Here is a 14,258-nt window from a genome sequence, read left to right on the forward strand (position 1 = left end):
CAGGACCGACCGCTCCCTCCCGATGATCGTTTCCGGGCGATCCGCCAGCCGTGGCGATGCGTTGCCGGGATGAATCCGTGCCTCGAATCGCCGGCCGTAGGCTGAGCCTTGGCAGCAATGATCAGGGGGTTCCGCCATGGAATACGTGCGCCTGGGTTCCACCGGCATGAAGGTGTCGAGGGTCTGCCTGGGCATGATGAGCTACGGTGACCCCGCCAAGTGGAGCGAGTGGGTCCTCGACGAGGCCACGGCGGAGCCGATCGTGCGCCGCGCGGCCGACGCCGGGGTGACGTTCTTCGACACCGCCGACGTCTACTCGGCCGGTTCCAGCGAGGAGGTCACCGGCCGCCTGCTCCGCAGGATCTTCTCCGACCGGGACGACTACGTGCTGGCCACCAAGGTCTTCTTCCCGATGGGCAAGGGTGTCAACGACCGCGGCCTGTCCCGCAAGCACATCCACTCCGCCATCGACAACTCGCTGCGCCGTCTCGGCACCGACCACGTGGACCTCTACCAGATCCACCGCTGGGACCCCGAGACGCCGATCGAGGAGACCATGCTGGCCCTGCACGACGTGGTCCGCGCGGGCAAGGCCCGCTACCTCGGCGCCTCCTCGATGAGCGCCTGGCAGTTCGCCAAGGCCCAGCACGTGGCCGAGGTCAACGGCTGGACCAAGTTCGTCACCATGCAGAGCCACTACAACCTGCTCTATCGCGAGGAGGAGCGGGAGATGAACCCGCTCTGCGCCGACCAGGGCGTGGGCCTGATCCCGTGGAGCCCGCTGGCCCGCGGCGTGCTCGCCCGGGCCGGCTCGGAGGAGGCCACCACCCGCGCCGGGAGCGACGAGCGCATCGGCACCCTCTACACCGACGCCGACAACGACCGCCAGATCCTCGACCGGGTCGCCCAGGTGGCCCGGGAGCGCCAGGTCCCCCCGGCCCAGGTGGCGCTGTCCTGGGTGCTCCGGCAGCCGGGGGTGTCGGCCCCGATCGTCGGCGCGACGAAGGAGAGGCACGTCGACGACGCCGTCGCCGCGGTGGACCTGGCCCTGACGGACAAGGAGCTCGCCTTCCTCGCCGAGCCGTACCGCCCGCGGGCCGTCGCCCACTGACGCGCCCGGCCCGGTCCCGCGCGCCGGCCCTGCCGGTGGAGGGCCGGCGCCGAGCGGCCGGAAGTCAGCTCACCCCAGGACGGTGTCCAGGAGCAGGGAGCCGGCGCCGAGCAGCGCCGCGTCGGGGCCCGAGCGGGTGACGGCGATCTCCAGGTCGCGGGTGGCCAGCGGCAGGCAGCGCTCGTAGACCGCGGCCCGGATCGACGCGATCAGCGGCTCGGCCGTGGACAGGCTGCCGCCGACCACGATGGCGTCGGGGTTGAGGAAGTTCACCAGGACGGTGAGCACCTCGCCAATGAGGCGGCCGGCGTTCCTGACCAGCGCGGTGGCCTCGGGCACCCCGTCGTTGACGGCCGCGACGACGTCGGCGGGCCGCCGTACGGCGATGCCCAGCTCGGTCAGGGCGCCCATCAGCGCCGCCCCGCTCGCGTATGCCTCCAGGCAGTCGGAGTGACCGCAGGAGCACACGACGGAGGAGTCGGAGCTGACCCGGACGTGGCTGATGTCGCCGGCCGCGCCCCTGCCCCGGTGCAGGCGGCCGTCGACGATCACGCCGCACCCTATGCCGCTGCCGGCTTTGAGCACCATGAGGTTGTCGCAGCCGGGCCACGCGCGGGCCTCGCCGACGGCCAGGAGGTTGGCGTCGTTCTCGACGAGCACCGGCAGGTCGTAGTGCGCGCCGAGATGCTCGGCGACGGGGAAGTTGTTCCAGCCGGGCATGCGCGAGGGGGACACCACGCGGCCACTGGCGGGGTCCACGGGGCCGGGGATGCCGGTGGCGATCCCGCGCAGGGGGACGCCGGGCGGGCCGTGGGCCAGCAGCAGTTCGTCGAAGGAGGCCGCCATCCAGTCGAGGGTCGCCTCCGGGCCCAGCGCGATGTCGCAGGGGCGCTCCTCGACGACCAGCGGGGTGCCGCTGAGGTCGAGCAGGCCGAGCCGGACGTGATGGGCCCCGAGGTCGGCCACCGCGAGCAGCCCGGCGGTGGGACTGACCCGTAGCCGCCGTGGCCGCCGCCCGCCGCGGGAGGTGCCCGACCCCTCCTCCACGAGCAGCCCGGCCCCGATCAGCTCCTCCACCCGCAGGGAGACGCTTGACGCCGCCAGGCCGGAGAGGCGGGCCAGCTCGGCGCGTGACTCGGCGTGGCCGGTGGCGACGAGACGCATGAGATCGCCCTGGGCTCCCCGCACGAGCAACCTCTCTTTGCCTGACATGAACAGAGGAATACCACGTCTGTACTTACTACGGCAATGTGTTGACTTCGGCCGGAATCATCCATTACGTTCCGCTTTATCTTCGATTTCGAAGGAAGACGGCAATGATTCAGGTGCAAGGGCTGAACAAATGGTTCGGCGATCATCACGTACTGCGCGACATCGACCTTGAGGTGGCGCAGGGCGAGGTCGTCGTGGTGATCGGCCCCTCCGGGTCGGGCAAGTCCACGCTGTGTCGCTGCCTGAACCGGCTGGAGAGCGCGGGTTCGGGCGACATCCTCATCGACGGCGTCCCCGCCCCGGTCGAGGGCCGCGAGCTGGCCAGGCTCCGGGCCGACGTCGGCATGGTCTTCCAGTCGTTCAACCTCTTCCAGCACAAGACCGTGCTGGAGAACGTCATGCTCGCCCCGGTGAAGGTGCGCGGCGTCGGCCGCGCCGAGGCGGAGCGGACCGCGCGGGAGCTGCTGGCGCGCGTCGGCATCGCCGAGCAGGCCGGCAAGCTCCCCGCGCAGCTGTCGGGCGGCCAGCAGCAGCGGGCGGCCATCGCCCGCGCGCTCGCCATGCGGCCCAAGGTGATGCTCTTCGACGAGCCCACCTCGGCGCTCGACCCCGAGATGGTCGGCGAGGTCCTGGACGTGATGGTCCAGCTCGCCGCCGACGGCATGACCATGGTCGTCGTCACCCACGAGATGGGCTTCGCCCGCCGGGCCGCCGACCGCGTGGTGTTCATGGACGGCGGCCAGATCGTCGAGACGGCCGAGCCGAACGCCTTCTTCGAAGCTCCCCAGACCGACCGGGCCAGGGACTTCCTGGCCAAGGTACTCACTCACTGATCGCAAAGGATGGTGGGCCCGATGGTGTCCATGAAGCGGATGGCCGCTGTCGCCGCCGTGTCGATGATCGGCCTCTCGGCCTGTTCCGGCACGGATTCGGGCAGCCCGGCGGTGCCGGGCGAGGCCAAGGGCGGTGATCTGCTCGCCAAGGCGCCGGTGGCGGCCGCTGCCGACATCCTGCCCGGCTCCACGATGGAGAAGATCAAGCAGCGCGGCGAGCTGATCGTCGGCGGGTCGCTCGACGCCCCGCTGCTGTCGCAGCAGAACCCGACGACCGGCGAGGTCGAGGGGTTCGACGCGGACATGGGCAAGGCTCTCGCCAAGTACATCATCGGCGAGCCCAAGGTGAAGATCGTCAACTCGGCGTCGGAGACCCGTGAGGCGCTGCTGAGCAACGGCACCGTCGACGTCGTCTTCCAGACCTACACGATCACGCCGGAGCGGGCCGAGCAGGTCGCCTTCGCCGGGCCGTACTACTCCTCCGGCCTGACCCTCGCGGTCCGGAAGGGCACCTCGGGCATCGCCAAGCCGGAGGACCTCAACGGCAAGACCGTCATCGCCGGGGCCAACACCCCGGCCATCCCGGCGATCAAGAAGCTCGCGCCGCAGGCGAAGATCGTGACCTTCGGCAGCGACCCCGAGTGCATGCAGGCGCTCAAGCAGGAACGCGGCGATGCCTATGTCCAGGACGAGACGCTCCTGATCGCCAACGCCCAGAAGGACCCCTCGATCCAGGTCGTCGGCCAGCCCTTCACGACCGACCCGTACGGCATCGGCCTCAAGCACGGTGACGACCAGTTCAAGAAGTTCGTCAACGACTGGCTGAAGAAGACCCAGGCCGCCGGTCTCTGGCAGCAGACCTGGAAGAACTCCATCGGCACGGTCGTGCAGGGCGAGGCTCCCGCCCCGCCGCAGATCGGCTCGGTGCCGGGCTCCTGATGTCGGCGATCCTGGATCACCTGCCCGAGTTCTGGCAGGGACTGATCGTGACCCTCCAGCTGACCGCGGCGTCGTTCGCCGGCGCCGCGGTCATGGGGCTCGTGATCACGGCCATGCGGGTCAGCCCGGTCGGCGTGCTGCGCGGGATCGGCACGGCCTACGTGGAGACCTTCCAGAACCTGCCCCTCCTGGTGCTGCTGGTGCTGGCCGTCTTCGGCCTGCCGGAGATCGGGATCAAGGCCGGCCTGCTGGAGACGGCCATCGTGGTCATCGCGCTCTACGAGGCCGCCTACATCGCCGAGGCGCTGCGCTCCGGCGTCAACGCCGTCTCCGCCGGGCAGGGCGAGGCGGCCCGCGCGCTCGGGCTGACCTTCAGCCAGTCCCTGCGCCACGTGATCCTGCCGCAGGCGCTGCGCACGGTGATCCAGCCGCTGGGCAACGTCTTCATCGCGCTGACGATGAACACCTCGCTCGCGGCCGCGGTCGGCGTGGTCGACCTGACCGCCGCGGCCAACCGGGTGAACCTCATGGAGGCCCAGCCCATCCCGATCTTCGTCGGGGCGGGCCTGGCCTACGCGCTGATCGCCGCCTGTGCCGGGTTCGTCACCGGGCGGCTCGAACGACGGCTGGTGATGGTCCGATGAGCAGCCTGCTCTTCGACGAGCCCGGGCCGCGCGCCCGCCGCAGGATCCGGATCGCGACCGTGGTGGGGGCGGTCGCGGTGCTCGCCCTGCTGGCGCTGGCCGTACGCCAGTTCGCCGCCAACGGCCAGCTCGACGCCGACCGCTGGCAGCCGTACGCGACGTGGCCGATGTGGCGCTACCTGCTCGACGGACTGTGGTCCACCGTGCTGGCGGCGGTCGTCTCGGCCGCGCTCGCGATGGCCGCCGGGCTGGCGCTGGCCCTCGGACGGCTGTCGCGGCGCCGGTGGGTGCGCGTGCCCTCCGCCACGTATGTGGAGGTCGTGCGGACCGTCCCGGCGCTGCTGCTGGTCTACGTCGTGCTGTTCGCGCTGCCCCGCTACGGGCTGGACCTGCCTCTGTTCTGGAAGCTCGTGGTGCCGCTGGCGGTGTCGAACGCGGCGGCGTTCGCGGAGATCTTCCGGGCCGGGATCCTGTCCGTCGAGCGCGGCCAGAGCGAGGCGGGTCTGGCCGTCGGGCTCACCCACGGCCAGACCATGCGCATGATCGTGCTCCCGCAGGCGGCCCGGCGCGTGCTGCCCTCGATCGTCAGCCAGTCGGTCGGCCTGCTGAAGGACACCTCGCTGGGCTTCGTGGTCAGCTACGCCGAGCTGCTCTACAGCGGCAAGGTCCTGGCGACCTACAACGGCCTGCTCATCCAGACCTACATCGTCGTCGCGCTGGTCTACCTGGTGGTCAACGCGTCGCTGTCCAAACTCGCCCGCACCCTCGAAGCCCGCCAACCGCGGGCCCGCCAACCGCGAAGGAGACTCTCCCGTGCCTGAACTCGTCCCGCCCGCCGGGGGAGCCTCCGGCTTCGTCCCGCTCGCCGAGGTGGTGCGTTCGGGATTCTCCGAAAGCGTGCACTTCGGCAGCGCGGTCGGCCTCGCGCCCGACGGCGGCACCGCCGTCGCCCGCGGCCTGGTCGGCGCCCCGGTGCTGCCGCGCTCGTCGGCCAAGCCGTTCCAGGCGCTGGCGTGCCTGCTGTCCGGCGCCGACCTGCACGGCCCGCGCCTGGCCATCGCCGCCGGCAGCCACACGGGTGAGGATTTCCACGTACGGCTGGTCGCCGAGATGCTCGGCGAGGCGGGGCTGGGCTTCGAGGCCCTCGGCTGCCCCGCCGACTGGCCGGAGGACGAGAGCACCCGGCACGGGCTGATCCGCGAGGGCCTGGCGGCCTCGCGCGAGCGGATGAACTGCTCGGGCAAGCACGCCGCGATGCTCACCGCGTCCGTGGCCTCGGGATGGGCCGTCGACTCCTACCTCGACCCCGGCCACCCCGTGCAGCGGCGGGTCCGGAGCGTCGTCGAGGAGCTGTCGGGAGAGGAGACGGCCCATGTGGCCGTCGACGGGTGCGGCGCGCCGCTGTTCGGGCTGTCGCTGACCGGGCTGGCGCGGGCCGTGCAGGCCCTGGTCCTGGCCGCGCCCGGGACGGCGCCGCGGGCGGTCGCCGACGCGATGCGCGAGCATCCCGAATACGTCGGCGGGACCGGCCACGTCAACACCTCCCTGATGCGGGCGCTGCCCGGGGCGGTGGCCAAGGGCGGGGCCGAGGGCGTGCTCGTCGTCGCGCTCGCCAGCGGGCACGCGGCGGCGGTCAAGGTCATCGACGGCAGCCCGCGGGCCACGACGGCGATCGCGCTGGCCACCCTCCGGGCGGCGGGCGGCGACGTCTCGACGGCCGGGGAGTTCGCGAGTGTTCCGGTGCTGGGCGGGGGCGTCCCGGTCGGCGAGATCCATGTTCTGGGGGAAGAAGAATGAGCCTCACCTACGAGATCTGCATCGACAGCACGGCGGGCGCGCTCGCGGCCGAGCAGGCCGGGGCCGACCGGGTCGAGCTGTGCTCGGCGCTCTTCGAGGGCGGCCTCACCCCGACCCTCGGCACCGTCGAGGCGACCCTCGCCGCGGTCTCGTCGATCCGCGTCCACGTGATCATCCGTCCCCGGGGCGGCGACTTCATCTACGACGAGCACGAGATCGCGGCCATGGAGCGCGACGTGGCCACCTTCCGGGAGGCGGGCGCGCACGGCGTGGTGATCGGGGTGCTGACGCCGGCGGGCGAGGTGGACGTCGAGGTGGCCAAGCGGCTCATCGGCGCGGCCGAGGGGCTCTCGGTCACCTTCCACCGGGCCTTCGACATGACCGCCGACCCGTTCGCCGCCCTCGGCGCGCTCACCTCGCTGGGCGTCGACCGGGTGCTCACCTCCGGCCAGGACACCACCGCGCTGGAGGGCGCGCCGCTGATCGCGTCCCTGGTCGAGCGGGCGGGCGACGATCTGATCATCATGCCCGGCGGCGGCATCACGCCCCGCAACGTGGGCCGGGTGGTGGCGGCGACGGGGGTCAAGGAGATCCACTTCGCCGCCCTCGTGGACGCGCCCAGCCCGGCCGTCCACCGCAACCCCCACCCGTTCATGGGCGGCGAGCTGCGCCAGCCGGAGTACGCCCGGCGGATCACCTCCCCCGGCCTGGTCTCCGAGGTGATCTCCGCCTCCGGGCGCTGAGGGACGGCCACGCCGGGGTCCGGCTCCGGCCTCACACCCCGGTGGGCAGGGTCTCCAGCTCTCCCCGGCCCTCCCGCTCCAGGTGCAACGGCTGGAGCGCGGAGGTCCTGGCAATCCAGCACAGGGCGTCGTAACGGTCGCCCATCGTGCTGGGCACGTAGTTGCGCCACTCCCGTACCGGGTCGTAGACCACGCCGATGGCGCGGTGCCCCAGCCGGGCCCTCAGCCAGCGGGCGTCCGGCCGGTCGGCGAAGACGAACAGGGCGCGGTGCTCCGGGCCGGCCCCGGCGCCGCCCAGCAGCCCTTCGAGGGTGTCCGGAGGCGGCGGGGGCACCGGCATGACCTCCATGGGCGCCCCCCACCGCGGGGCGGCGACCACCTCGCCGTGGGCGGTGGCGGAGCCGACCAGCACGACGCCGTCCGCGCCGTGCCGCTCCCTGGCGAGCCGGCCGAGGTTGACGATCCCGCCCCGCGCCATGTCTGTGGCCCTGGCGTCGCCGATGTGGGTGTTGTGCGCCCACACGACCGCCTTCGCGCCGTCGCCGTGGAAGTGCAGCAGCCGGTCCAGGGTGTCGGCCATGTGGATGTCGCGGACGTTCCACGCCTCCGCCCCGCCACTGATCATGGACCGGTAGTAGCGGTCGGCGGCCGCCGCGACCTCGGCGTTCTGCCAGATGTTGAGCCGCTCGACCGGGTCGGCGGCCTCGGCGGGCAGCGAGTGCCGTACCCGGCACAGCAGCTCGACCGTCTCCCGCTCGCACCCCTCCGGCACCAGCCGGAGGCTCCGGACGTAGGTCTGGGAGTCCTCGCCGCAGGGCTCGAAGCAGCGGTAGGCCTCCAACGCCGTCTCCACGTAGTCGGGATGGTATTCGTGCAGGTAGAGGACGACGGACCGGAGGGAGTCCCACAGGCTGTAGACGTCCAGGCCGTAGAAGCCCACCCGCTCCCCGGTCGGCCGGAGCGCGTTGCGCTCCCGCAGCCACCGGCAGAAGTGCGCGGTCTCCGCGTTGGCCCACATCCAGGTCGGCCAGCGGCGGTAGGCGTCCAGGGCCTGCGTCGGATCCTCCGGGGAGCCGTCGGCCAGCGTGACCGAGCGGTGGACCTGCCAGCAGTCCGGCCAGTCTCCCTCCACCGCCACGAAGGAGAAGCCGCGCTCCTCGACGAGCCGGCGGGTCAGCGCCGCCCGCCAGACCTGGAACTCGTGGGTTCCGTGGCTGGCCTCGCCGGCCAGCACGCACCGGGCGTCGCCGATGCGATCCATGAGGGGGTCGAGGTCGGCCTCCTCCTCCAGTGGGAGGGCCATCCCCCGGATCTCGTCCGTCTCTTCCATGCGACATCCGTTCCAGCGGTCGGCCCGGCGGCCGGGGCGACCGGGTGCGTCCCGGCGGCGCGGGGCCGCCGGGACCACCGGGACCGCCGGGCGCGGTCCGGACGTGGTCCAGGCGCGGTCCGGGCCTCCTCCGCCGTGGCCGGAGGAGGGGGACCCGCCAGGTCTCCGTGTGGCTTTCGCCCTTCACCGGCCTTCCCTACCCGCCCGTCCATCCGCCTTGTCCCCGCGTTCGCCAACGGATGCTTGACCCTCCCGGGAGGGCGGGTGCGGTCACTCGTCCATGACGTACGGGTGGGTGAGGAATTCGAGCGAGTGGCCGTCGGGGTCGTCGACGTACACGCCCCGGCCGCGGTGACGGTGGTTGATCTGCTGGGGCTCGGTATGGCCCGGATCTCCCCAGTGGGGCAGCCCGCGCTCGATGATGCGGGCGTAGATCTCGTCGAACTCCTCCTCCGAGACCAGGAACGCCAGGTGCTGCATGACGATCCGGTCGGCGCGGACGATGGAGTCCGCGTAGTCGACGGTCACGCCGTTGGCGAGCGGGACGGCGGCGAACGGCCCGTAGGCCCGGGGCTCGGGCGCGCCGAGCAGCCCGGTGAGGAAGCGGGCGGAGGCGGAACGGTCGCTGCTGTGCACGATCGTATGGTCGAGCTGCGCTGGCACGGGACCTCCTGGTGACGTCTCGGAAACGACTTGCTCCTACGACGTTACGGCCGGGGCCCGCGTCCGGCATCGGGCCTTCGGCCTACGTCCAACGGCCCCCCGGCGGGACGGCCGGCGCCCGGACCTGGACGCGGCGGCGTGCGCCCGGCCCGGCCGACGGACCCGGCCGGGCCGCCGGGACGGCCGGGAAAACGTCGGTGCGATCTTCTAGGCTGAGCCCCATGGCACGAGCTAATGACGCTGTGGCGGCCGCCCTGGAGGAATACGCCGAGCTGTTCGCGATGACGGGCGGCGACGCCTTCCGGGTGCGCAGCTACCAGAAGGCGGCCAAGGCGATCGCGGGCTTCCCCGACGACATCGCGGCCACGGCCGTGCGGAGCGTGCCGGGGGTGGGCGAGGCGATCGCCAAGAAGGTCGAGGAATACCTCGAAAGGGGGAGCTTCCGCCAGCTCGACGACCTGCGCGGGAAGGTCCCCGGCGGGGTGCGGAGGTTGACCCGGATCGCCTCGCTCGGGCCGAAGAAGGCGGTCTTCCTCTACCAGGAGCTCGGCATCGACTCCCCCGAGGCCCTCGCCGAGGCCATCGGGCAGGGGCGGCTCAAGGGCCTGAAGGGCTTCGGCGCCAAGACCGAGGAGAACCTGCTCAAGGGGATCGAGCAGCTCGAGCGGGACGGCGCCAGGGTGCACACCGGCGTGGCCATGCGCCTGGCCGAGCGGATCGTCGCCTCGCTGGCCGCCGAGCGGATCGCCCACGCCGGATCGCTGCGCCGGATGAAGGACACCATCGGCGACATCGACATCCTCGCCGTCGGCCCGGTGACCCTGATGGACGACTTCAAGGCCATGCCCTACACCGCGGAGGTCATCGCCTCGGGCGAGAAGAAGACCTCGATCCGCACCGTCGAGGGCGTCCAGGTGGACCTGCGCGTGGTCCCGGCCGGCTCGTGGGGCGCCGCGATGCAGTATTTCACCGGGTCCAAGGAGCACAACGTCCACCTGCGCGAGATCGCGGTGAAGAAGGGCTGGAAGCTCTCCGAATACGGCCTGTTCGACGGTGACCGGGTGATCGCGGCCGAGCACGAGGAGGACATCTACCAGGCGCTCGGCATGCCGTGGATCCCGCCGACGCTGCGCGAGGACGGCGGGGAGATCGCCGCCGCGCTCCGGGGCGAGCTGCCCGCCCTCGTCACCGTCGGCGACCTCCGGGGCGACCTGCACACCCACACCGACCTGACCGACGGCATCGCCTCGCTGGAGGACATGGTCGCGGCGGCCGGCGCGCGCGGCTACTCCTACTACGCGGTGACCGACCACGCCCCCGACCTGGCGATGCAGCGGATGACCCTGGACAAGGCCCTGGAGCAGCGCGAGCGGCTGCGCCGGCTCCAGGGAGACCACCCGGGCATGCGGCTGTTGCACGGCTCGGAGCTCAACATCGCCCCCGACGGCTCGGTCGACTGGCCCGCCGAGGTGCTGGCGGGCTTCGACGTGTGCGTGGCGAGCGTGCACTCGCACTTCAGCCAGCCGCGCGAGGAGATGACCCGCCGTTTCATCGCCGCGTGCGAGAACCCGCACGTGCACATCATCGGCCACCCCACCACCCGCAAGATCGGCGGGCGCCCGCCGGTCGACGCCGACTGGGACGCGGTGTTCCGCGCCGCCGCCCGCACCGGCACCGCGATGGAGATCGACTCCTTCCCCGACCGCTCCGACCTGCCCGCCGATCTCGTACGGCTGGCCCGCCACCACGGCGTGAAGTTCTCCATCGACAGCGACGCCCACGCGGTCCCCCACCTGGACAACCAGCGCTTCGGCGTCGGCCTCGCCCAGCGCGCCTGGCTGACCACCGACGACGTGATCAACACCTGGCCGCTGGATCGGCTGCTAGCCTTTCTGAATCGCTGACAGTCACATGATCCTCACTCCCCCTTCGCAGATTACATGGTTTTTTGGTAGGAAATAGATGTAGGGGAAGGGGAGGCGCCGCATGCCGTACGAGGACCTGAACGACGAGGCCGTTCACCACCGCACCCGCGCCGGGCAGCTCGCCCGGGGCGGGCGCGATGGGGGCGGGCGCGACCAGGGCGGGCGCGACCGGCTCCGGCTCGCGGCCGTCGACGGGGAGCCGGTCCCCGCCGGCGGCGTCACGGGGATCGTCAAGCCGCTGCCGCCGGAGACGTTCATCGGGCACGGGACGAACGCCGAGATGCGCTGGGAGGCGATGCGCGACGTCGGCTACCACGTCTCCAACGACCGGTTCTTCGTGCGCAACCACACCTCGACCCCCATCATCGACGCGGCGACCTGGCGGCTGGAGCTGCACGGCACGGGGCTGCGCAACCCCAGGAGCTTCGGCTACGAGGAGCTGCTCGCACTGCCCGCGGTGACGCGGGACGCGGCGATCGAGTGCGCGGGCAACGGCCGGAGCTTCTTCGCCACCCAGCAGGGCCAGGAGATCTCCGGCACCCCCTGGCGGCTGGGCGGCATCGGGGTGGCCCGCTGGCGCGGGGTGCCGCTGGCCACGGTGCTGGAGCGCGCCGGGATCACCCCTGACGCCGTCGACGTCATGCCGCGCGGGCTCGACGCCCCCTACGTGGCCGACGGGGTCGACCACGGCCGGGTGCGCCGCCCGATCCCGGTGTCCAAGGCGCTCAAGGACGTGATCCTCGCCTACGAGATGAACGACCGGCCCCTCCCGCCCGACCACGGCCACCCGGTGCGGCTGATCGTCCCCTCCTGGATCGGCCTGGCCTCGATCAAGTGGGTGGGCGACATCGAGGTCTCCACCTCACCGCTGACCTCGCCGTGGAACACCGATTTCTACCGGATGTTCGGTGCCGCCTACCCGCCCGAGGGCAGCCCCCCGCTGACCACCCAGGGGGTCAGGAGCGCCTTCGAGCTGCCCTGGCACGCCACCCTGGCGGCCGGGCGGCCGCACGTGCTGCACGGGCGCTCCTGGTCGGGCAACGGCCGGATCGCCGGGGTGGAGGTGAGCTTCGACGGCGGCGCCACCTGGCACCGCGCCCAGCTGCGCGGCCCGCACGTCGTGCCGGCCTGGACCCGCTGGCACATCACCTGGAACCCCCAGCAGGCCGGCCCGCACACCCTGCTCGCCCGGGCCACCGACGAGACCGGCGTGGTCCAGCCGGCCCGGACCACGCACAACGACTACGGATATCTCTTCGACGCCGTCGTTCACCATCCCGTGATCGTCGTGAACGGATAATCCAGAACCGCCCCGGCGCACCGGCCGCACCGATCACAGGGCAATTCAATACACAACTCTTACTCCTCCGGAAGGGCATTGAATTCTCCCTGCACGGCGCGCGTATCCGGTGATCGACGGAGGTCCCGCACCGTGATTCACGGCCGGATCATCCGACTTCATCTGAAAGACTCCCAAGGTCGCCCAGACGAAACGAGGTGGTAACCGACCGGAGCGATGATGGCCGTCCCCGTCCTTGTCCGCTCTCCATTCGGAGGCTCGATCAATGCGCCAGCTGACCGCACTCGACGCGCAGTTCCTGCACGCCGAATCGGCGACCACCGCGGCTCACGTCGCCGGGGTGGCGATCCTCGACCCGGCCTGGGCTCCCGCGGGCGCCGTCACGCGTGAGGCCCTGATCGAGCTGCTGCGCGGGCGGCTGCATCTCGCCCCGGCGCTGGGCCTGCGCCTGGCCGGCGTGCCGTTCGGCCTGGACCACCCCTACTGGACGGAGGCCGCCGGGCTCGACGTCGCCGACCACGTCTACGAGACGACCCTCCCCCTGCCCGGCGACGAGGCGCAGCTGGCCGAGGCGGTCGCCCGGATCCACGAGCGGCGGCTGGACCGCGGCCGCCCGCTCTGGGAGATGCACCTCATCCAGGGCCTGACCGGCGGCCGGGTGGCCCTCTACGCCAAGGTCCACCACTGCGCCGTCGACGGGGTGTCGGGCGCGGAGACCCTGGCCGCCCTGCTGGACCTCACCCCCGAGCCCCGCGTGGTCGAGCCGCCCGCGTCCCGGGCGGCGACCGCCGCCCCCGGGCCGGCCACGATGCTCGCCGCGGCCGTGACCCGGTCGGTGGCCCACCCGGCCAGAGCGCTGCGCTCGCTGGGCAGGATGGCGGCCGACCTCGACGCGATCCCGCTGGCCGGCGCCCTCCCGGGGGCCCGGACGGTGGCCGCGGCGGCCCGGATGCTCCGGGGCCGGACCGGGGAGCTGCCGGAGCTGCCCTCCCTGTCGGTCCCGCGCACGCCGTTCAACGGCCCGATCAGCGCCGAGCGGCGCTTCTCCTACGGCTCGATCCCGCTGGCCGAGGTCAGACGGATCGCCAGGACCTTCGGGATCAGCGTCAACGACGTGGTCATGACACTGTGCGCGGCGGCGCTGCGTTCCTGGCTGCGCGAGCGGGACGCCCTGCCGGAGCAGCCGCTGGTCGCCGCCGTCCCGGTCGCGGTCCGCGCCCCGGGCGTCCAGGAGACGGTCGGCAACCGGCTCTCCGTCATGATCGTCCCGATGCCGACCGACGTCTCCTCCCCTCTCGACCGCCTGCGGATCACGGGGCGGACGATGCACACGGCCAAGCGGCGCTTCGCCGGCTCCCCCGCGACCTGGCTGAGCGAGCTGCCGTCGATGCTGCCCGCGGCCGTCACCGCGCTGGCGACCTCCACGGTCTTCCGGCTGGCCTCGATCGTGCTGCCGCCGATCAACCTGATCGTCTCGAACGTGCCGGGGCCCCAGCTCCCGCTGTATCTGTGCGGGGCCCGGGTGCTCGCCTACTACCCGATGTCGGTGCTGACCGACGTGAGCGGCGGCGTCAACATCACCTGCTTCTCCTACGACGGCTCACTGAACTTCGGCATCCTCGCCTGCCCCGACCGGGTGGAGGACGTGTGGCGGCTGATGGGGCACCTGCAGGAGGCGATGGACGAGCTGACGGAGCTGGCCGGGCCCCGTCCGGCCAGGGAGACGGAGGTCGAGGCGGTCCCGGCCTGAGACGGCGGCGG

General features: G+C 72.2%; 13 protein-coding genes. 10 read left to right on the plus strand and 3 right to left on the minus strand.

Annotation, left to right across the window (positions count from 1 at the left end; translation table 11 throughout):
• Positions 1–136: 136 nt before the first annotated feature.
• Positions 137–1,111 carry an aldo/keto reductase gene (locus tag ACWDS7_RS14325; RefSeq protein WP_451929637.1) on the plus strand — a complete coding sequence of 325 codons (975 nt, stop codon included), beginning with the start codon at positions 137–139 and terminating at the stop codon, positions 1,109–1,111.
• Between the two features lie 69 nt (positions 1,112–1,180).
• On the opposite strand, the gene ACWDS7_RS14330 is transcribed toward ACWDS7_RS14325, so the two are convergent.
• Positions 1,181–2,323 (minus strand): ROK family protein, encoded by a 1,143-nt coding sequence (locus tag ACWDS7_RS14330; protein ID WP_306868355.1) that lies wholly within the window; start codon positions 2,321–2,323, stop codon positions 1,181–1,183.
• Positions 2,324–2,427: 104 nt separating this feature from the next.
• Here ACWDS7_RS14330 and ACWDS7_RS14335 point away from each other — a divergent pair, with 104 nt between their 5' ends.
• From ACWDS7_RS14335 to ACWDS7_RS14360, 6 genes are read left to right on the plus strand one after another with little or no spacing between them, the layout of a single operon-like run.
• A complete protein-coding gene (locus ACWDS7_RS14335) occupies positions 2,428–3,156 on the plus strand; it encodes an amino acid ABC transporter ATP-binding protein (RefSeq protein ID WP_306868353.1) in 729 nt (242 codons plus the stop codon).
• Positions 3,157–3,177: 21 nt separating this feature from the next.
• Complete coding sequence (locus ACWDS7_RS14340; RefSeq protein ID WP_306868351.1) at positions 3,178–4,095, plus strand: glutamate ABC transporter substrate-binding protein; 918 nt, start codon at positions 3,178–3,180, stop codon at positions 4,093–4,095.
• Complete coding sequence (locus tag ACWDS7_RS14345) at positions 4,095–4,739, plus strand: amino acid ABC transporter permease (RefSeq protein WP_306868349.1); 645 nt, start codon at positions 4,095–4,097, stop codon at positions 4,737–4,739. Before ACWDS7_RS14340 ends, ACWDS7_RS14345 begins: the two co-directional genes overlap by 1 nt.
• A complete protein-coding gene (locus tag ACWDS7_RS14350) occupies positions 4,736–5,560 on the plus strand; it encodes an amino acid ABC transporter permease (RefSeq protein ID WP_451929638.1) in 825 nt (274 codons plus the stop codon). Before ACWDS7_RS14345 ends, ACWDS7_RS14350 begins: the two co-directional genes overlap by 4 nt.
• The gene (locus ACWDS7_RS14355) at positions 5,553–6,536 is read left to right on the plus strand and encodes an asparaginase (protein ID WP_451929639.1); all 984 of its coding nucleotides are present in this window, start codon (positions 5,553–5,555) and stop codon (positions 6,534–6,536) included. Before ACWDS7_RS14350 ends, ACWDS7_RS14355 begins: the two co-directional genes overlap by 8 nt.
• Positions 6,533–7,279 carry a copper homeostasis protein CutC gene (locus ACWDS7_RS14360; protein ID WP_306868343.1) on the plus strand — a complete coding sequence of 249 codons (747 nt, stop codon included), beginning with the start codon at positions 6,533–6,535 and terminating at the stop codon, positions 7,277–7,279. The genes ACWDS7_RS14355 and ACWDS7_RS14360 overlap by 4 nt, the downstream gene beginning before the upstream one ends.
• Positions 7,280–7,310: 31 nt before the next feature.
• Here the strand turns inward: ACWDS7_RS14360 and ACWDS7_RS14365 are convergent, their stop codons facing one another.
• Positions 7,311–8,609, minus strand: coding sequence for an erythromycin esterase family protein (locus tag ACWDS7_RS14365; RefSeq protein ID WP_451929640.1), 1,299 nt, complete (start codon positions 8,607–8,609; stop codon positions 7,311–7,313).
• A 270-nt stretch (positions 8,610–8,879) separates the two neighbouring features.
• A complete protein-coding gene (locus ACWDS7_RS14370; RefSeq protein ID WP_306868339.1) occupies positions 8,880–9,272 on the minus strand; it encodes a VOC family protein in 393 nt (130 codons plus the stop codon).
• Positions 9,273–9,493: 221 nt separating this feature from the next.
• On the opposite strand from ACWDS7_RS14370, the gene polX reads away from it, so the two are divergent.
• The 3 genes from polX (at position 9,494) to ACWDS7_RS14385 (ending at position 14,247) form a co-directional block, all read left to right on the plus strand.
• On the plus strand, positions 9,494–11,176 hold the full coding sequence (gene polX, locus ACWDS7_RS14375; protein WP_451929641.1) for a DNA polymerase/3'-5' exonuclease PolX: 1,683 nt from the start codon (positions 9,494–9,496) through the stop codon (positions 11,174–11,176).
• Between the two features lie 82 nt (positions 11,177–11,258).
• Complete coding sequence (locus ACWDS7_RS14380; RefSeq protein ID WP_451929642.1) at positions 11,259–12,497, plus strand: sulfite oxidase; 1,239 nt, start codon at positions 11,259–11,261, stop codon at positions 12,495–12,497.
• 265 nt (positions 12,498–12,762) lie between these two features.
• Positions 12,763–14,247, plus strand: coding sequence for a WS/DGAT/MGAT family O-acyltransferase (locus ACWDS7_RS14385; protein ID WP_451929643.1), 1,485 nt, complete (start codon positions 12,763–12,765; stop codon positions 14,245–14,247).
• The last annotated feature ends 11 nt before the right edge of the window (positions 14,248–14,258 follow it).

The sequence above is a fragment of the Streptosporangium sp. NPDC003464 genome, from assembly GCF_053588315.1.

Excerpts from the sequence above, each read along its gene's own strand:
- ACWDS7_RS14325 (WP_451929637.1), top strand. The coding sequence starts at position 137 with ATGGAATACGTGCGCCTGGGTTCCACCGGCATGAAGGTGTCGAGGGTC.
- ACWDS7_RS14385 (WP_451929643.1), top strand. The coding sequence starts at position 12,763 with ATGCGCCAGCTGACCGCACTCGACGCGCAGTTCCTGCACGCCGAATCG.
- ACWDS7_RS14340 (WP_306868351.1), top strand. The coding sequence starts at position 3,178 with ATGGTGTCCATGAAGCGGATGGCCGCTGTCGCCGCCGTGTCGATGATC.
- ACWDS7_RS14330 (WP_306868355.1), bottom strand. The coding sequence starts at position 2,323 with ATGTCAGGCAAAGAGAGGTTGCTCGTGCGGGGAGCCCAGGGCGATCTC.
- ACWDS7_RS14360 (WP_306868343.1), top strand. The coding sequence starts at position 6,533 with ATGAGCCTCACCTACGAGATCTGCATCGACAGCACGGCGGGCGCGCTC.
- ACWDS7_RS14380 (WP_451929642.1), top strand. The coding sequence starts at position 11,259 with ATGCCGTACGAGGACCTGAACGACGAGGCCGTTCACCACCGCACCCGC.
- ACWDS7_RS14335 (WP_306868353.1), top strand. The coding sequence starts at position 2,428 with ATGATTCAGGTGCAAGGGCTGAACAAATGGTTCGGCGATCATCACGTA.
- ACWDS7_RS14345 (WP_306868349.1), top strand. The coding sequence starts at position 4,095 with ATGTCGGCGATCCTGGATCACCTGCCCGAGTTCTGGCAGGGACTGATC.
- ACWDS7_RS14365 (WP_451929640.1), bottom strand. The coding sequence starts at position 8,609 with ATGGAAGAGACGGACGAGATCCGGGGGATGGCCCTCCCACTGGAGGAG.
- ACWDS7_RS14350 (WP_451929638.1), top strand. The coding sequence starts at position 4,736 with ATGAGCAGCCTGCTCTTCGACGAGCCCGGGCCGCGCGCCCGCCGCAGG.
- polX (WP_451929641.1), top strand. The coding sequence starts at position 9,494 with ATGGCACGAGCTAATGACGCTGTGGCGGCCGCCCTGGAGGAATACGCC.